General features: G+C 55.8%; 16 protein-coding genes. 4 read left to right on the forward strand and 12 right to left on the reverse strand.

Annotated features, from left to right (window positions below):
* Positions 1-59 precede the first annotated feature (59 nt).
* Positions 60-1,100, forward strand: coding sequence for an alpha/beta hydrolase (locus tag ACT3RW_RS08015; protein WP_444613392.1), 1,041 nt, complete (start codon positions 60-62; stop codon positions 1,098-1,100).
* A 3-nt stretch (positions 1,101-1,103) separates the two neighbouring features.
* Here ACT3RW_RS08015 and ACT3RW_RS08020 read toward each other — a convergent pair whose 3' ends face one another.
* The 7 genes from ACT3RW_RS08020 to ACT3RW_RS08050 form a co-directional block, all read right to left on the reverse strand.
* Positions 1,104-1,838 carry an isoprenyl transferase gene (locus ACT3RW_RS08020; RefSeq protein ID WP_131089765.1) on the reverse strand — a complete coding sequence of 245 codons (735 nt, stop codon included), beginning with the start codon at positions 1,836-1,838 and terminating at the stop codon, positions 1,104-1,106.
* 68 nt (positions 1,839-1,906) lie between these two features.
* Positions 1,907-2,656: a DNA repair protein RecO gene (gene recO / locus ACT3RW_RS08025; RefSeq protein ID WP_444613393.1), complete on the reverse strand. Its 750-nt coding sequence runs from the start codon at positions 2,654-2,656 to the stop codon at positions 1,907-1,909.
* A 135-nt stretch (positions 2,657-2,791) separates the two neighbouring features.
* Positions 2,792-4,531, reverse strand: coding sequence for a 2-isopropylmalate synthase (leuA, locus tag ACT3RW_RS08030; protein ID WP_262197769.1), 1,740 nt, complete (start codon positions 4,529-4,531; stop codon positions 2,792-2,794).
* Between the two features lie 305 nt (positions 4,532-4,836).
* Complete coding sequence (era, locus tag ACT3RW_RS08035) at positions 4,837-5,799, reverse strand: GTPase Era (RefSeq protein WP_131088223.1); 963 nt, start codon at positions 5,797-5,799, stop codon at positions 4,837-4,839.
* Entirely contained in the window at positions 5,783-7,078 is a 1,296-nt protein-coding gene (locus tag ACT3RW_RS08040) for a hemolysin family protein (RefSeq protein WP_131088224.1), read from the reverse strand. Before ACT3RW_RS08040 ends, era begins: the two co-directional genes overlap by 17 nt.
* Before the next feature lie 4 nt (positions 7,079-7,082).
* Positions 7,083-7,556, reverse strand: coding sequence for an rRNA maturation RNase YbeY (ybeY, locus tag ACT3RW_RS08045; protein ID WP_131088225.1), 474 nt, complete (start codon positions 7,554-7,556; stop codon positions 7,083-7,085).
* Entirely contained in the window at positions 7,553-8,581 is a 1,029-nt protein-coding gene (locus tag ACT3RW_RS08050) for a PhoH family protein (RefSeq protein ID WP_131088226.1), read from the reverse strand. Before ACT3RW_RS08050 ends, ybeY begins: the two co-directional genes overlap by 4 nt.
* Before the next feature lie 296 nt (positions 8,582-8,877).
* Here ACT3RW_RS08050 and ACT3RW_RS08055 point away from each other — a divergent pair, with 296 nt between their 5' ends.
* Positions 8,878-9,804 carry a GerMN domain-containing protein gene (locus ACT3RW_RS08055; protein ID WP_444613394.1) on the forward strand — a complete coding sequence of 309 codons (927 nt, stop codon included), beginning with the start codon at positions 8,878-8,880 and terminating at the stop codon, positions 9,802-9,804.
* 86 nt (positions 9,805-9,890) lie between these two features.
* Here the strand turns inward: ACT3RW_RS08055 and ACT3RW_RS08060 are convergent, their stop codons facing one another.
* The 3 genes from ACT3RW_RS08060 to hrcA form a co-directional block, all read right to left on the reverse strand.
* Entirely contained in the window at positions 9,891-10,664 is a 774-nt protein-coding gene (locus ACT3RW_RS08060) for a 16S rRNA (uracil(1498)-N(3))-methyltransferase (protein WP_444613395.1), read from the reverse strand.
* 2 nt (positions 10,665-10,666) lie between these two features.
* Complete coding sequence (gene dnaJ / locus ACT3RW_RS08065) at positions 10,667-11,794, reverse strand: molecular chaperone DnaJ (RefSeq protein ID WP_131088229.1); 1,128 nt, start codon at positions 11,792-11,794, stop codon at positions 10,667-10,669.
* 66 nt (positions 11,795-11,860) lie between these two features.
* Entirely contained in the window at positions 11,861-12,874 is a 1,014-nt protein-coding gene (gene hrcA / locus ACT3RW_RS08070) for a heat-inducible transcriptional repressor HrcA (RefSeq protein ID WP_444613396.1), read from the reverse strand.
* A gap of 128 nt (positions 12,875-13,002) precedes the next feature.
* On the opposite strand from hrcA, the gene ACT3RW_RS08075 reads away from it, so the two are divergent.
* Both ACT3RW_RS08075 and ACT3RW_RS08080 read left to right on the forward strand, forming a co-directional pair.
* Positions 13,003-13,872 (forward strand): DUF3097 domain-containing protein, encoded by an 870-nt coding sequence (locus ACT3RW_RS08075; RefSeq protein WP_444613397.1) that lies wholly within the window; start codon positions 13,003-13,005, stop codon positions 13,870-13,872.
* 90 nt (positions 13,873-13,962) lie between these two features.
* The gene (locus ACT3RW_RS08080) at positions 13,963-14,364 is read left to right on the forward strand and encodes a DUF4870 domain-containing protein (RefSeq protein ID WP_131088232.1); all 402 of its coding nucleotides are present in this window, start codon (positions 13,963-13,965) and stop codon (positions 14,362-14,364) included.
* 12 nt (positions 14,365-14,376) lie between these two features.
* Here the strand turns inward: ACT3RW_RS08080 and hemW are convergent, their stop codons facing one another.
* Positions 14,377-15,606, reverse strand: a complete 1,230-nt coding sequence (gene hemW, locus ACT3RW_RS08085) for a radical SAM family heme chaperone HemW (protein ID WP_444613398.1) — start codon at positions 15,604-15,606, stop codon at positions 14,377-14,379.
* Complete coding sequence (gene lepA / locus ACT3RW_RS08090; protein WP_131088234.1) at positions 15,607-17,454, reverse strand: translation elongation factor 4; 1,848 nt, start codon at positions 17,452-17,454, stop codon at positions 15,607-15,609.
* Positions 17,455-17,511: the final 57 nt, after the last annotated feature.

The raw sequence follows: 17,511 nt of genomic DNA on the forward strand, positions 1-17,511 counted from the left end.
AAATCATTTTCCCGTGAAGAACCTCAAACAGCCAACTCGAGATGGGTAGTATTCAAGATATGAAGTTGCCGACGAGTCCCTCGAGCGAATCGTGGCCCGATTATCTTTCCTCAACACTTTCGGGCCAATGGACCGCAGATCCTATGGGAGAAGACTTTGAGCAGCTCACTTTAGATTTTGGTGTTGATGACGAAGGTCCGGCTGTTGCAACTCTGGTTCGCTACGTTCCGCCAGGGCGGCGACATAAGCTCGGCAGGAAAGCCCAAGGCATTGTGCTTAGCATCCACGGGTGGAGCGACTACTTTTACAATCGAGAGCTGGCAACTTTTTGGCACGCTCATGGTTACCACTTTTACGCGTTGGACCTACGACGGCACGGCCGCAGCCTGAGGTCTGAACATCAACTGCCAGGGTACGTGGATGATCTTTCGATCTTCGACCAAGACATCGAAGCGGCCCTAGACCTAATGAGTACCGAGCATCACGGCCTTCCGGTGGTAGCCCAGGGCCACTCAACCGGTGGCCTGATCTTGAGTTTGTGGATCGCTCGAACCAATCCAAAGATCAAGGCACTTGTACTGAATTCACCCTGGCTCGAATTTCAGGGAACCGCCTTTTTGCGCATTCCTATTCATGGGCTGATGGAAGCGCTCACCAGAACAAATCCACGTCGAAAACTGATGGGCCCAGAATTTGATCACTACTGGCAGTCGCTGAGCACCCAGGCACAAGGGCAATGGGACGTTCACCGGCTATGGCGACCTCGGCTCGCTTTTCCCAATACGGCCGGATGGCTCAAGACCATATTTGAAGGCCACGCCATGGTCGCCAAGGGGCTGGGGCTAAAGCTGCCCATCTTGGTCATGACATCGGACCGGACGCGCATCGGCACTAGTTACTCCCCCGAGATGCAACATTCCGATTCAGTACTCGATGTTCAACAGACAAGACTCCGGGCGGCAAAGCTAGGTAGCTTTGTCACCCTATGTGAAGTTCCCGGTGCCATGCACGACGTCTTTACCTCGGCCGAGCCTGCACGAGCTTGTGCCTACCAAGACCTTGGTCTGTGGCTTCGAATGGTTGGTACCGCTCGGGCATAAAACCTAGCTCTGAGGCTTGTCCACTGCGCCGCCATAACGACGATCGCGTTGGGCGTATTGCTCTACCGCGGTAAAGAGGGTGCGGCGATCAACATCAGGCCAGAGCTGATCCAGGAACACCATCTCGGCGTACGCGGATTGCCACAGCAAGAAGTTACTGGTTCGCTGCTCTCCGCTGGTGCGTAGGAACAAGTCCACGTCAGGTAATTCAGGGGCATACAGGTACTTGGCGATAGTCTTTTCGCTGACAGCGCTGGCACGAAGCTTTCCGTCAGCAACATCCTTGGCGATTTCGCTCATCGCGTCGCCGATTTCGGCGCGTCCGCCGTAGTTCACGCACATGGTCAGCTGGCAACCTAGGTTTGCTTCGGTCGCTTGCTCGGCAACGCGCAGTTCATTGATCACTGATTTCCACAGTCTAGGTTCGCGACCGGACCAACGGATTCGTACGCCCCACGAATTCAGGGTGTCGCGTTGGCGACGAAGCACATCGCGGGAGAAGCCCATGAGGAAGCGCACCTCTTCGGGACTACGCTTCCAGTTTTCGGTGGAGAAAGCGTAGACAGAAACGTACTTGATGCCCATTTCCACGGCACCAGCAATAACGTCCAGCAGGGCAGCTTCGCCAGCGCGGTGTCCCTCGGTACGAGGCAGTCCACGTTCATTGGCCCAACGTCCGTTACCGTCCATCACGATGGCAACGTGTTCAGGAATCAGCTCACGTGGAACCGTTGGCATGACCGGGTTCGCAGGGTGTGCATAGGGTGCGACGGGGCCTGGTCGGCCGGTAATCTTGGGAAGTTTTTTCAATTTCTCTCCACGAGACGTAGGGAAGTTACTGCGCGCTCAAGGTGCCACTGTAAATAGTTTGCCACGATGTCCGCGGCCTGCTTGCGTGCGCGAGGTCCGGCTTGGGCAACGGTGCCCCAATCGCCGGTCAGCAGAGCTTGCAGGTATTGGATGGTCACCGGATGTGGGGACAATGAACCAGCCGGGCGGCAGTCGGTACAAACGACCCCGCCTAGCTGCACATGTACCGCTTCATGCGGCCCGGGCTTGCCACAACGGACACAATTGGTGAACGACGGTGCCCAACCTGCAATTGAAAGCGCCCGCAAAATGTAGGAATCGAGCACTGCTCCAGAATCCACCCGCTGTTTGGAGAGCAACGCAATGGCACCATGGAACAGCCGGTACTGTTGGGCGATATTATCGCTTTCGGCCTCAAGAAGTTTTTCAGCGATCTCGGCCATCGCATTAGCTACCGTATAACTTGGATAGTCAGCCACCAGCAGGTGCCCATAGGAGTTTTGAAGCTGGGCCTGAGAAACGATATCTAGGTTTCTGCCCATCACCAGCAGCGCCTCGACCTCCATAAAAGGCTCGAGTGTTGCGCCGAGTCGCGAGGAAGTACGGCGCACGCCTTTGGCAACTGCTCGCACGATCCCTTTGGGCGTGAGCAGGGTGATAATTCGGTCCGCTTCACCCAGTTTGTGGGTACGTAAGACCAAACCACGAGTGTGGTAGCTCTTAGAGGCGAAACCTGATCTGGACACGAAGAATATTCTCCCACTACCCAGATCAAACTGCGCAATCAGCAAGGGAGCGAGTGTCGCAGGCAATCAAAACAGCGCACGGCGGGCACGAAGTTTTTTGACTTCGTGCCAGCCGTGCGCTGAAGAGGCTTGTGGCTAGGCGGCGTCGCGGATTGCGCGGTTCACTGCCGAAACCACTGCCTTCAGGGCAGCAATGTTGGTGTTGGTGTCCATACCAATGCCCCACAGGATGCGATCTCCCACAGCACATTCAACAAAGGCTGCTGCGCTAGCATTGCCACCTTCACTCAGTGCGTGCTCGGTGTAGTCCAAGACGCGCAGATCCACACCGTCTTCGTTGAGCAGCTTGACCAGGGCGGACAGTGGACCGTTGCCCTGAGCACTACGCTCGTGGGCTACACCGTCAATAACCAGCTTGGTATCCAGCTGGAAGCTGCCGTCTTCAGCCGAGGTTGCTATGACTGAAGCGATTTCGTAGTAGCCCCATGGATCCAAATCTGAATCCTTGGATACTGGCAGGTACTCATCTTGGAAGACGTTCCAGATGCGCTCCGAGGAGATTTCGCCACCTTCGGTATCGGTGGTGCGCTGGATGACACCAGAGAACTCGATCTGCGCACGACGTGGCAGATCCAGGTTGTAGTCGTTCTTCAGCAGGTAGGCGACGCCACCCTTACCGGACTGCGAGTTCACACGAATCACAGCTTCGTAGGAACGACCAATGTCCTTCGGGTCGATCGGCAGGTACGGTACAGCCCAAACCAAGTCGTTGATGTCCTTGCCCGCGGCATTTGCCTTGGCTTCCATGGACTCCAGACCCTTCTTGATCGCATCCTGATGTGATCCAGAGAAAGCGGTGAAGACCAGGTCGCCACCGTAAGGGCTGCGTTCTGGAACTGGCAGCTGGTTGCAGTATTCAACAGTGCGACGGATGTGGTCCATGTCGGAGAAGTCGATTTCTGGGTCAACACCCTGACCGAACATGTTCATGCCCAGGGTCACCAGGTCCACGTTGCCGGTGCGCTCACCGTTACCAAACAGGCAGCCTTCGATGCGGTCTGCGCCGGCCAGGTAGCCCAGTTCAGCTGCGGCAACACCGGTGCCACGGTCGTTGTGTGGGTGTAGCGAAAGAATGATCGAATCGCGGTTGGCCAGGTTGCGGTGCATCCACTCAATGGAGTCGGCGTACACGTTAGGGGTGGCCATTTCCACGGTGGCTGGCAAGTTCAGGATCATCTTGTTTTCTGGAGTGGCCTCCAGTACCTCGGCCACCGCCTCGGAGATGCGCTTTGCAAAAGCCAGCTCGGTACCGGTGTAGGACTCAGGCGAGTACTCGTAGGTGATCTTGGTGCCGGTCAGCTGCTCTTCGTACTTCTTGCACAGACGCGCGCCCTGAACTGCGATGTCCACGATGCCGTCCTCGTCCTGACGGAAGACTACTTCGCGCTGCAGGATCGAGGTGGAGTTGTACAGGTGAACGATGGCCTGCTTGGCGCCTTCCAGCGCTTCATAGGTGCGCTCGATCAGGTGCTCGCGTGACTGGGTCAAAACCTGGATGGTGACATCATCAGGGATGCCGCGTTCGATCAGCTGACGCACAAAGTCAAAGTCGGTCTGCGAGGCGGACGGGAAGCCGACCTCGATTTCCTTGTAGCCCATCTGGACGAGCAGGTCGAACATTTTGTGCTTGCGCTCAGGACTCATCGGGTCGATCAGCGCTTGGTTTCCATCACGTAAGTCAACGGCGCACCAGCGCGGGGCCTTGGTGATGTACTTATCGGGCCAGGTGCGATCGGGAAGGTTTACTTCGATCTGGTCCTGGAAAGGAACATACTTGTGGATTGGCATGTTCGAAGATTTCTGCATGTTCTGCATTTCGGTGTGTCCCCTAGACAAAAATAGTGCTTAGTTTGTGGGGCCAGACAAGAGCTACTCCGCGACGAGGGGTCGGCCTGTAGACCACTAACGGTCCTTTGGATCCTCGCAGCGGCACAGTAGAAGTAGAAGCTCGAAATGCACGATTTGAGCATAACACCGAGCGTTCGGCAGGGTTCAAACTTATGTCGGACTTGTGTCACATTGTGGACAAGATGCCTCCGGTTGCCGGGCTTAAAGACTTCATCCCTGCCGGTCCAAAGACCGACAGAGATGAGAGTAAGGATGAAGATTTCTAGCTATGCCTAGAAGCCCAAACGTCCCAACTGCTTAGGATCGCGCTGCCAGTCCTTGGCCACCTTGACGTGCAAGTCGAGGTAAACCTTGGTGCCAAGCAGCTTTTCGATGCCCTTGCGCGCGTTGGAGCCAACCTCGCGCAGACGCGAGCCACCACGGCCAATAACGATGGCCTTCTGGCTGGATCGCTCAACAAACAAAGACACGTGAATATCGATCAGCGGGTTGTTCTCGGGACGACCTTCACGAGGGATCATTTCCTCAACAACAACTGCCAACGAGTGTGGAAGTTCGTCACGAACGCCCTCGAGTGCTGCCTCACGGATCAGTTCGGCGACCATCTTGGCCTCAGGCTCATCGGTCAGCTCGCCGTCTGGGTACAGTGGTGGGCCCTTTGGCAGCTGCTCAACAAGTACGTCAGCGACTTCCTGAACCTGGAATTCCTTCACTGCCGAGACCGGGACGATGGCCGAGAAGCCGTTCTCCCCAAAGTTTTGGGTTCCCATTTCGGCTACGGCAATAAGCTGCTGCGCCAATTGTTCGCGGTCTACCAAGTCAGCCTTGGTGACCAGGGCGACGATGGGTTTGCGCTGCAACTGCGCGAGCTGGGTGGCGATGTAACGGTCGCCCGGGCCAATTTTTTCGTTGGCTGGGATGCAGAAGCCAATCGCGTCAACCTCGGAAAGGGTATCTGCTACCAGATCGTTCAGGCGCTGCCCGAGCAGGGTACGTGGACGGTGCAGGCCCGGGGTATCAACCAAGATCAACTGGGCATCTTCGCGGTGCACAATGCCACGAATGGTGTGTCGAGTGGTCTGTGGTTTTGCCGAGGTGATGGCAACCTTCTGGCCAACCAACGCGTTGGTCAGCGTCGATTTTCCGGCGTTAGGTCGTCCCACAAAGGAGGTGAAGCCCGAACGGTAGTTCTCGGGCCACCCACTGGTGGAAAGCAGGTTATGGTTTTCGCTCATGTGCGGAATCCTCGTTGTTCTCATTATGGTCGGATGCGTCCGTCTCCAGACGCTCTACATGGATTTTGCCAATGCGGTTTCGTCGCCCGGCGAGGGCAACTACGGTCAACCGCAGACCGTGCACATCGGCGGTGGAGCCGAGTACCGGCACCGATTCTAGTGCCTTGGACAACAGACCGCCGACCGTGTCGACGTCTTCCTCGTCAATGTGCATTTCGAAGTGATCGGCGATGTCATCGATGGATGCGGTAGCTACAGCAAACAACGACCCATCTGGGTTTTCGATCAGTTCGGCCCTCGATCGATCATACTCGTCGTCGATCTCGCCGACGATTTCTTCCAGTAGATCCTCGAGCGTGACCAGTCCGGCCGTTCCACCGTACTCGTCAATGACCACGGCAAGATGGATTGATTCTTGCTGAAGTTCTTGAAGTAGCTCAGCGGCCGATTTTGACTCCGGAACAAACCGCACCTTGCGGGCTAGATCGCTCAGCGTTTGGGCTTGTTGCAGTCCGTGGATCTCGCGGATCAGGTCCTTGAGGTAGATGATGCCCAGGATGTCGTCGGTATCTTCACCAATCAATGGGATGCGTGAGTAACCCGAAGCGATGAACAGGTCGATCGCGCTATGCAAGGACTGTTCTGAGGTGAACACCACCATGTCGGTACGTGGGACCATCACCGAGCGCACGCTGGTTTCTTCCAGGTCGATGACCGAAGAAATCAGCTCGGCTGATTCCTCATCAAGGTCTTCGCCTTCGGAGGCACGATCCACGAGGTCCCGCAATCGTTCTTTGCCAAGGTAGCCTGCTTCATCGGTACCGCCGGGGCTTAGCGCTTTGGCGATTGAAGCCAGCCAGTTGGTTACCGGGCCGAGAGCAATACGTAGCAAGCGCACCAACGGCGCGGTATTTTGCACCACGCCTTGAGCGTTAGAGCGTCCGTAGCGTCGAGGTGAAACGCTGACCAGCACAAACCCGAGGGCAGCCATAACAATGGTTGAAAGCAATCCGATGAGCCAGACGCTGTCGATCCATTGGGCAACGAGCAACGCCACGGCAACTGCTGAGGCTGTTTCAAACCAGATGCGCCAGAACTTGATGGCTTGCGCGTGTGTTTCGGTGTCATCCAAGATCGCCGAGAGGGCCTTGGAATTTGATTCGGAACGTAGCCGTTCAGCTGCGTGCCGAGATAATGCGTAGAAGGCTGAATCCGCGGCGGTCAGCACGGCAGAGCTTGCCATAAAAACCAGGGCGAGAATCAGCAAAAGTATCTCCACGGGGTTATTCCACCGTTTCCTTCGGTGCAGGGCGTCCCGTGTAGGCCTCGAGCAAATTGCGTTGCAAGGTGAACATCTCTTCTTTTTCTTCTGGCTCCATGTGATCGAAGCCCATCAAGTGCAACAGACCATGGGTGGTAAGCAGCAAGATCTCATCGTGCGTGCTGTGCCCGCCGGCTTCAGCCTGCGCTTGGGCCACGGTAGGGCAGATGACGATATCGCCGAGGATGCCGTTCTCCCCCGGTGCCTTCGCGGTGCCTGGACGTAGCTCGTCCATCGGGAAGCTCATCACGTCGGTGGGACCTTCAAGGTCCATCCATTCCACGTGCAGAGCACTCATGGCATCTTCGTCGATAAAAACGACAGATACTTCGGTCTCAGGATGCAGGAACATTGACTTGAGCACCGAGTCCGCCAAGTTGGATACGTCTTGCAGGTCAACGTCGTACTCAGTTTCGTTATTTACTTCAATGCTCATTTGCTGCGCCGTCCTCGGTTGTGGTCTTTGCGTCGGGTGTCATCCCAACTGTCGTAGGCAGAAACAATGTCTGCGATCAAGCGATGGCGGACAACATCTGATGCATCCAGACGGCACATGCTGATGTCGCCGATGCCTTCAAGTACTTCGCTGGCCATGCGCAGACCGGAGACTGTGTTACCAGGCAGATCTACTTGGGTGATGTCTCCGGTCACTACCATCTTGGAGCCGAAGCCCAGACGGGTGAGGAACATCTTCATTTGTTCGCTGGTCGTGTTCTGCGCTTCGTCGAGGATTACGAAGGCGTCGTTCAAGGTGCGTCCACGCATGTAGGCCAAGGGAGCTACCTCAATGGTTCCCGCCTCCAACAGTTGTGGAATCGTTTCAGGATTCACCATGTCGTGCAACGCGTCGTAGAGCGGGCGGAGATAAGGGTCGATCTTGTCGGTTAATGAACCGGGCAAGAAGCCTAGCTTCTCCCCTGCCTCAACGGCTGGACGAGTCAGGATGATGCGGCTTACCTGCTTGTCCTGAAGTGCAGCTACTGCCATAGCCATGGCGAGGAAGGTCTTGCCGGTACCGGCTGGACCAATACCAAAGGTGATGGTCGAGTCTTCAATGGCATCGACATAGCTTTTCTGATTGACCGTTTTTGGTCGAATGGCTCGGCCGCGTCCGGAAAGAATCTTTAGGCCTAACACATCGGTAGGTGCATCGGGATTGCCAGCGCCGAGCATCTTGATGATCTGCTCAATGGTTTCGGCGCTCATACGTGAGCCACGCGTAGCCAGCGAACGAGCTTCTTCTGTTACTCGTTGAGCTTTGCGGACTTGCTGAGGATCACCAACCAGAACCAGAGTCTGGCCATTGGGGCGGAAACCAACCTGAGGATAAGCACCAGAGAGAATTCGCAAGAGCTCATCATTTGGTCCCAAAGTGGCGATCATGAGTTCAGCTGTTTCAAAACTGATGGTCAGCGATGCGGAATCGATTTCCGCTTGCGTCTTATTCTGTTCAACCTGCATGCAGTGCTTGCTGCCCCTTTTGTGAGCTTGGCGGTGGTGCTACTTTGTCCTTGGTCCCATTCTATCCAGTCATCAAGAATTCGGGTGAAAATTCAGGTCTCAGCGTAAGTGTGAGACCTGAAAGTACCCTTGAATGAATCTATTCGGAGCAGGTCGCGAAGATATAGATTTGGTTACGGATTAGTAGGGAGGGTACTTTTTGGGTCGTTTTGGACAAATCTTATGGCAAGCTATGACAGCGGCTCCAAAATGTTTTGGTGCCCCATAGACAATATTTTCTTCTGGATTGATACGTAGTGCAGTCAAAGTTCACGCAGAAGATTCCACGCCGGATCGGCATTCTTGGAATCACTGCAGCTCTCGTCGTCGCCGCTGGTTGCGGTCTGGCGAATCGTGAGAGTTCTTTTGAGATGCCTGCCAGTGCGAGCTCGGACTCACTGAATCTGCCGGTATCCACCGACGCCAATGAACAGATGGACGTACTGACTCGTTTACCGGTCTACTGGTTAGAAAATACAAAGTCCGGCGTGTTCTTGTACCGCGAGTACATGGATGACACTCGGCATAACGAGCCGATCGGTGATGCGATCTGGACCTTGCTCTCGGCCGATCCCGCTGGTCCCCACCGATACACCCTGATGAAGCCCTCAGATGAGGTCGGTGTATCGATCAGCAATACCAATGTCATCACCTTAGATTTGCCGGCGAAGGTCTTCAACGCCCACCTGGACGAGGGTTTGTCTGAACGCTCCATCCAGCAGTTGGTCTTTACCGCAACGGCGGCCGCGGCCAGCTCCGGACTCCTCGTAGGAGAAACACCGGCGACGGTGAAAATCCTTGTTGATGGCAAGCCGAACGCCAACGTTTTTGGTGGGCATCGCCTCAAAGACGTTTATGAACGCAATGCCAAATTCATGGCACCAATCTGGGTGATCGACCCACAGTTCGGCACCAGTCTGGAAGACGAAAAGGTCACGATCAACGGTCGCACCACAAAGTTTGATATCGGTACGTTCTATTCGCTTCAGAAAAAGGACGCCGACTCAAAGCTCACCGTGATCACTGCGCAAAAGCAGGTCATCGCCGGAAAGATCCAAAAGGATGGGTCATTTAGTATTGTTGAACGGCTTTCGGCTGGCTCTTACAAACTCAATTTCTGGGGCATGGAATCCGGTTCGGACGACAAAGTTGGCGAAGTGTCCAGCGAATTCACCGTCAAGTAGGACCGAACCATCTTTGGCTTGAAATAACTTGACCTAGCAAAAAAATATCGCGAGTACCTGTTGGTACTCGCGATAATTTTTTTGACCTAGATTTCGCCGAGTAAATGCCGAATAAGCACCAACGCTGCCGGCCCAGCTGTGGAGGCACGAAGTACGTGCTGCCCCAGCAAAGCCGCGTGGGCCCCAGCTTCCACGAAGGCCTGCAACTCGGTGTCCGAGATGCCACCTTCTGGCCCGACAATCATCAGCACCTTTTGGCCTGGCTGCGCAGTTTCCTGCCACTTGGACACATGAACTGCTACCGACTGCTCCGCCTGTTCGTGCAAAACCAACACGAGAGCACCAGCGCTGGTTTCAGCAGCGATATTCTTAGCCAGCTCCTTAGAGCTAGCCAGCGACAAGACCTCAGGCTCGAAGGCGCGCCGTGATTGCTTCTGTGCCGAACGGACCTGGGCTTGCCACTTAGCTAAGGCCTTCTCGGCCTTTGCCGCATTCCACCGCACGATGGATCGATCAGCTTGCCACGGGCGAACCGCCAGCACACCAAGCTCCACGGCCGATTCAACGGCCTGCAAGTCACGATCCCCCTTGGACAGAGCCTGCACCAGGGTCACCGGGTGATCGCTGGTGGCCTCTTGAGATCTGCTGACTACCGTAGCGCTGAGGAAATCTTTACCCGTGGTCTGGACTTCTACGCTTAAGCGCAGACCGCGCCCGTCAAGCAGGTCCAGCTGTTCACCGGCGGTGACCCTCTTGACGGTCACCGCATGGTGGGCTTCGGGTCCGGTGAGTTCCAAAGTGTCACCGGGCACCGCGTTTTGTGCCAGATCAGCGTCGATGACAAAGCTGTGGTTGCTCATCTTTAGCGCTGGTTCAGCTTGTCACGCAGACGCGAGAACATGCCGCCGGAGTGCTCAACACGTCCTGCGCTCATTTCCTCACCGCGCAGCTTTGCCAGCTGTTCGAGCAAGTCGCGCTGGGCAGCGTCAAGCTTGGTTGGCGTTTCTACCTGCAGGTGGACGATGATATCGCCGCGCTTGCCACCGCGTAGACGAGGAACACCAAGACCTGGAAGGGTGATGGTGTCGCCGTCTTGTGCACCGGAGTCAACATTGATCGGCTGTTCGCCATCAAAGGTTTCCAGCTTCAGTTCTGAACCGAGTGCTGCCGCGGTCATTGGCATGGTGATCTTGGCGTGAAGATCACTCTGTGCTCGCTCGAAGATCTTGTGGCGTCGTACATCGATCTCAACAAACAGGTTGCCGTTCGGGCCACCGCCCGGGCCAGCTTCACCCTGTCCACGCAGCTGGATACGAGTTCCCGAATCCACGCCGGCAGGAACGTTCAGCGACTTCGAAACGTGTTCGCGAACGCGGCCTTCGCCGTTGCACTCCAAGCAAGGGTCCGGGATGGTGGTACCGAAGCCGCGGCAAGCAGCACAGGTTTCCACCGTCATCATTTGGCCCAGGAAGGAACGCACTGGGCGCTGAACCTGACCGGCACCATGGCAGATGTCGCAGGTGACCGGGCTGGTTCCCTCGCGGGTGCAAGAGCCGTTGCAGGTCTTGCAGGTGACCGCGGTTTCCATCTCCAATGGGTACACGGTGCCCTTGACCGCATCTTCCAGATCGATGGTGATGGTGATCAGTGCGTCTCGGCCTGGCTGGGTGCGCGATGCTGGGCCTTGGGCCTGTCCGCCACCGAAGAACTGTTCAAAGATGTCGCCGAATCCGCCGAAGCCCTGTCCGCCGCCACCACCAAAGCCTGGGTGGCCATTACCGTTTTCATCTCCGGTCGAATCGTAGTTCGAACGCTTGGTCTGGTCAGAAAGGACCTCGTAGGCGTGCGTCACAGCTTTAAACTGCTCGGAGGCATCCGCGCTTGGGTTCACGTCCGGGTGTAGCTTACGTGCCAGCTTGCGGTAGGCACTCTTGATTTCCTGCGGGGTCGCGTCCTTGGCAACGCCCAAGGTCTCGTAATGCGAGCTCACGTTGTTCGCCGTGTCCTTTCCTAAAAATGCAAAATTCAAAAAATGCTGGGTGTGATACCAGCGTTGTTAGTTCGCCAAAATCTTCGACAGGTAACGGGCTACAGCCCGCACCGAGGCCATCGAGGTCGGATAGTTCATTCTGGTTGGGCCGAGCACTCCAAGCTTGTTGCGCACGTCCGAACCATAAGTAGTAGCAATAACCGCGGCCTCAGAGAGCTGACCATAGTGGTGTTCGGTGCCGATGGCTACGGCCACACCACGAGAATCGGCTTCTAGCTCAGAGAACAATTTAAGTAACACTACTTGTTCCTCCAGCGCTTCAAGCACTGGGGTGATGCTCAGCGGGAAGTCGCCTTCCACTCGGGCCAGATTTGCCGTTCCCGACATGATGATGCGTTGAGTATTGGCAGCTTGAGCCATTTCCTCCAACGCAAGCAAAACGCTGTCCACCAATGGATCCGACTGTTGCTGGGCGCTAAGCCCTGCACGGGTTAGCCTTCCACGCAACTCTGCCAGTTGCACACCCTCGAAGCTGTTCAATAACCACAGCTTCAAATCGGCCAGTTCAGTCTCCGAGTACACTCGCGACACAGCCAGCATTCGCTGATCCACGGTCCCATTGGACGCGATCATGACCATCAATACCTGAGCACTGCCCAAGGCAACTAGTTCAAGATTTTTCAGCGAAGCCATGTCGTAGTGCGGCACCTGGATCATCGCGACCTGGTTAGTTAACCGGGCCAATAACCGAACGGTGCTCTTGAGCATCTCGTCGAGGTCATTGGAACTATCGAGGATCTTGTTGATCGCATCGCGTTCAGCCCGAGAGAGCGGTTTAAGTTCGCCGATCTCGTCCACAAAACGCCGGTAGCCCTTTTCGGTGGGGATGCGTCCCGAAGAGGTATGCGGGGCAGCAATCAGCCCCTCCTCTTCCAGCAACGCCATGTCATTTCTGATGGTCGCTGCGCTGACGCCGAGGTTGTGCCGGTCGAGCAGCGCCTTGGAGCCAACTGGCTCCCGGGATTGGACGTAGTCTTCTACGATTGCTCGCAGAACATCCAAACACCTTAGCTCACTCACCACAGCACCTCCTAACAATCCCCATGTGAAGGGTTTGGCACTCTAACCTGTCAAGTGCCAAGTCTAATACGTTCAACGGTTGCTAGCATTGGTTTTTGAGCGTATTCGATCACAGCGAAAGGCCGTACGTGGCAAATTACTCCTGGGGACCGCAAGATCTGAGTGCACCAGCACCCAAAAAACTCCGCCAGGTCCCCATTGAACTGGGCATGATTCTCGAAGATGTCTCTTCCGGCTGGGTGGGTGAAGTCATACGCACCGAAAAATCTGGTGGCATGCGAATCATTGTTTTGGAGGACCGCCACGGCAAGTCTCGCTCATTCCAAGCAGGGTTTGGCTTTTTCCTTGAGGGCGAACCCGTGGAGATGATTGACCCGGTAGCAAAAGTGGCCGCACCTAAAAACCTGGTTTCCGCTTCTGGCTCCCGAGCCGTGTCCGGGCTCAAGGCAAGAGCGGCTCGTGCCAGTCGGATTTGGGTTGAAGGTAAACACGATGCGGAACTGGTTGAAAAGGTTTGGGGCCACGACTTACGTGTTGAAGGCATCGTTGTTGAGCCTCTGCATGGTGTGGACGATCTAGCCGGTGCGATCCGTGACTTCGCCCCATCCCCCGAACGTCGCCTTGGTATCCTCGTGGATCACCTCGTGGCCGGTTCCAAAGAGTCCCACATTGTGGCGGAAGCGCTAAAAGTTCCCGGCGCAGCAAATAACGTTTTGATTCTCGGCCACCCCTACATCGATGTGTGGCAAGCGATCAAACCCGCCACGTTGGGGATCAAAGCGTGGCCGGTGATCCCGAAGGGTACCGATTGGAAGACCGGTATCCTCAAGGCCTTCGGCTGGCCTCACGAAACTGCCGAGGACATCGGCATTGGTTGGCAGCGGATCTTGTCGACGGTTTCACACTATGGGCAGCTAGAGCCTCAACTGTTGGGCAGGATTGAAGAACTAATCGATTTCCTCACCACCGAAGATTACGGTTACCTTACAAATAACTAATAGTTGGATTAGCACGTCGTAAACTCCCAGCCTGCGGCGCAGACCCGGCTATGATTGGTATGACCAACAACCCCACAGCAAGGAATAATAGTGACTTCACGCCAGACGCAGTCTTCGGATGACTCCCGCTTTGAGGGCTCTCAAACTTCTGCGCAGCCATTGACTCCCACTGAGGATCGTCTGTGGTCAACGATGGCTCACTTCGGCGCAGTTCTTGGCTGCATCCCGGCTGCTATTATCTTCGCTGTGTTCCGGGATCGTGGTGCGTTTACCGCTCAGGAATCCAAGGAAGCATTCAACTTCACCTTGCCGCTGACCGTTCTGGCTATCGTGTTAAACGTGCTGACCATCGTGCCGATTGTTGGCTGGGTCTTCTCTGTACTGGCCGTAGCGCTTTGGGTATTCATGACGGTTTCGGGTGCCCTTGCGGGAATCCAAGCCAACAAGGGCAACCCTTACCGTTACAAGTACAACTTGCGCTTGATGAAGTAGAACTTTGCAGATTTAGAAATCGAGAAGTTCGCGCACTACGAGGTCGGCTAATAGCCGGCCTCTTTGCGTTAACACCAAAGTTCCGCCAAAGGCAGCCTTAGGATCGATCAGTGAGTCCGCGATCAAGCCAGCAATCTTTTTGCGGCCAACTTCATCTAGATCGCTGATCTGCATACCGGAACTCAGGCGCGTCAGCAGCATGGTGCGTTCTAGCTGAACTGCATCGGCATCAGGGTACTCTCGACCGTGGCCTGGAGAGATCCCTGCATCCATGCGCTGCTGATAGGCCGCAGGATGCTTCACGTTCCACCAACGCAGACCGCCAACATGGGAGTGAGCGCCAGGGCCTGCTCCCCACCAGTCACCGCCCGTCCAATAGGCGATGTTGTGCTGGCATGCATTGGCTGGCGTTTTAGCCCAGTTACTGACCTCGTACCAAGAGAAACCGGCGGCCGCGAACATGTCATCGGCCATTTGGTACTTCTCTGCGTGGTCATCGTCGTCAATATTAGGTACTTGCCCGCGACGAATCTGCGCCGCAAGTTTGGTTCCTTCTTCGATGATCAGCGCATAAGCCGAAATATGATCTGGCTCGTAGCTCAGTGCTGCCTCGATGCTGGTGCGCCAATCCTCCAAGGACTCCCCCGGAGTTCCATAGATCAGATCAACACTCACATCTAGACCGGCTTCACGAGCCCAAGCAACAGCTTGAGGCACACGCTTTGGGTCGTGGGTGCGTTCAAGGACCTTGAGTACATGAGGAACTGCGGACTGCATGCCGAAGGACACGCGGGTGAAGCCGCCGTCGGCAAGCTCCTGCAGGCTTTCACGCGTCACCGAGTCTGGGTTAGCTTCGGTGGTGACTTCTGCGCCCGGCTTCAGACCAAAATCGTTGCGGATCTGTGCGAGTACCGAAACCAAATCGCTCGCTGGCAACAAGGTTGGTGTGCCGCCGCCAAAAAATACCGTTTCGATCTCGCGGTGAGGCTGGCCGGAACGGTCCATCACTTCACGAGCAAAACTGATTTCTTTGCCCACGGTCGCAGCGTAGGTTGCTTGGCTAGAGCCAGAACCGAGTTCGGTGGCGGTATAGGTATTAAAGTCGCAGTATCCGCAACGAACCGTGCAAAACGGAATGTGCACGTAAAAGGACATGGTCCGCTCCTGCGCCCCATGAGCACATGAGGCGGGGAGCAGACCATCGGCCGGAGCCGGATCGCCGTCAGGTAAAACTGAAGGCATTTACTTCTTTTTCGGTTCGTCGGTGGACAAAGCGGCGATGAAGGCTTCCTGTGGAACTTCCACACGGCCAACCATCTTCATACGCTTCTTGCCTTCCTTCTGCTTTTCGAGCAGCTTGCGCTTACGGCTGATGTCGCCGCCGTAGCACTTGGCCAGAACGTCCTTACGAATAGCGCGGATGCTCTCACGGGCAATAATGCGCGAACCGATTGCGGCCTGGATCGGTACTTCGAACTGCTGGCGAGGAATGAGCTCACGCAGTTTTGAAGTCATCATGGTGCCGTACGCGTAGGCCTTGTCGCGGTGCGTAATAGCGGAGAATGCATCCACCTGATCGCCCTGCAACAAGATATCGACCTTCACCAGATCGGCGACCTGCTCTCCGTCAGCCTTCCAGTCCAGTGACGCGTAGCCACGGGTCTTGGACTTGAGCTGGTCGAAGAAGTCGAACACGATCTCTGCCAGGGGCAGGTGGTAGCGCATTTCAACGCGGTCTTCAGAAAGGTAGTCCATACCGCGCATGGTGCCACGGCGAGACTGGCACAATTCCATAACCGAACCGATGAACTCGCTGGGTGCCAAAATAGTCGCTGCGACCATCGGCTCGCGGACTTCCAAGATCTTTCCATCAGGGAATTCCGAAGGGTTGGTCACGGTGATCAGTTGCTTGTCATCGCCCATGACCTCGTACACCACGTTGGGTGCGGTGGAGATCAGGTCCAGATTGAATTCATTTTCAAGTCGCTGGCGGGTGATTTCCAAGTGCAGCAGCCCCAAGAAGCCGACGCGGAAGCCGAAGCCCAGCGCGACGGAGGTCTCTGGCTCGTAGGTCAGCGCAGCATCGTTGAGCTGCAACTTATCTAGTGCGTCGCGCAGTACCGGGTAATCGGTACCGTCCATTGGGTACAGGCCCGAGAAAACCATTGGCTTGGCTTCGTCATAACCGCCGAGGGAAGTCGCGGCCGGCTTGTGGAAGTTGGTGACGGTATCGCCAACCTTGGACAAGCGAACGTCCTTCACACCGGTGATCAGATAACCTACTTCACCAACACCCAAACCCTTGGTTGGCTCAGGATTTGGTGAAGAAACACCAATCTCCAACAGCTCGTGGGTGGTGCCGGTGGACATCATCTGGATTTTCTCGCGAGGAGAAAGGTTGCCATCAACCACTCGGACGTAAGTAACCACGCCACGATAGGTGTCATAAACGGAATCGAAAATCATGGCCCGAGCTGGAGCATTTGCATCGCCCACCGGAGGTGGAAGCTGCTTGATCACTTCGTCGAGCAATGCCTCGACGCCTTCGCCGGTCTTGCCAGAAACCTTCAGTACGTCCTCTGGCTCGCAACCAATGAGGTTGGCCAGTTCGGCAGCGTACTTTTCAGGCTGCGCGTTAGGTAGATCGATCTTGTTGAGCACCGGAATGATCGCCAAGTCGCCTTCGATGGCCAGGTACAAGTTCGCCAGCGTCTGGGCTTCGATACCCTGAGCTGCGTCAACAAGCAGGATGGCACCTTCGCAGGCAGCCAAGGAGCGCGAAACTTCATAAGTGAAGTCAACGTGCCCTGGAGTGTCGATCATGTTCAGCGCGTAAGCGGTCCCATCTTCGGACTCCCATGGCATGCGAACAGCCTGGGACTTGATGGTGATGCCGCGCTCGCGCTCAATATCCATACGATCCAGATATTGGGCCTTCATGTCGCGGGCCGAGACAACGCCGGTCAACTGCAACATACGGTCGGCCAAGGTCGACTTACCGTGATCGATATGGGCGATGATGCAGAAGTTGCGGATAAGCGACGGATCGGTCGCGGCAGGCACCTGAGCGGCGCGGGCCAATGGAGACACCTAAACAGACCTCACTAGCTGACTAAAAGACGTAGTTGGATTAGCTTCCATTCTGTC

The organism is Glutamicibacter sp. AOP5-A2-18 (assembly GCF_052446055.1).
GTDB lineage: Bacteria > Actinomycetota > Actinomycetes > Actinomycetales > Micrococcaceae > Glutamicibacter.

Excerpts from the sequence above, each read along its gene's own strand:
- ACT3RW_RS08015 (WP_444613392.1), top strand. The coding sequence starts at position 60 with ATGAAGTTGCCGACGAGTCCCTCGAGCGAATCGTGGCCCGATTATCTT.
- ACT3RW_RS08020 (WP_131089765.1), bottom strand. The coding sequence starts at position 1,838 with ATGCCAACGGTTCCACGTGAGCTGATTCCTGAACACGTTGCCATCGTG.
- leuA (WP_262197769.1), bottom strand. The coding sequence starts at position 4,531 with ATGCAGAACATGCAGAAATCTTCGAACATGCCAATCCACAAGTATGTT.
- era (WP_131088223.1), bottom strand. The coding sequence starts at position 5,799 with ATGAGCGAAAACCATAACCTGCTTTCCACCAGTGGGTGGCCCGAGAAC.
- ybeY (WP_131088225.1), bottom strand. The coding sequence starts at position 7,556 with ATGAGCATTGAAGTAAATAACGAAACTGAGTACGACGTTGACCTGCAA.
- ACT3RW_RS08050 (WP_131088226.1), bottom strand. The coding sequence starts at position 8,581 with ATGCAGGTTGAACAGAATAAGACGCAAGCGGAAATCGATTCCGCATCG.
- ACT3RW_RS08060 (WP_444613395.1), bottom strand. The coding sequence starts at position 10,664 with ATGAGCAACCACAGCTTTGTCATCGACGCTGATCTGGCACAAAACGCG.
- hemW (WP_444613398.1), bottom strand. The coding sequence starts at position 15,606 with ATGCCTTCAGTTTTACCTGACGGCGATCCGGCTCCGGCCGATGGTCTG.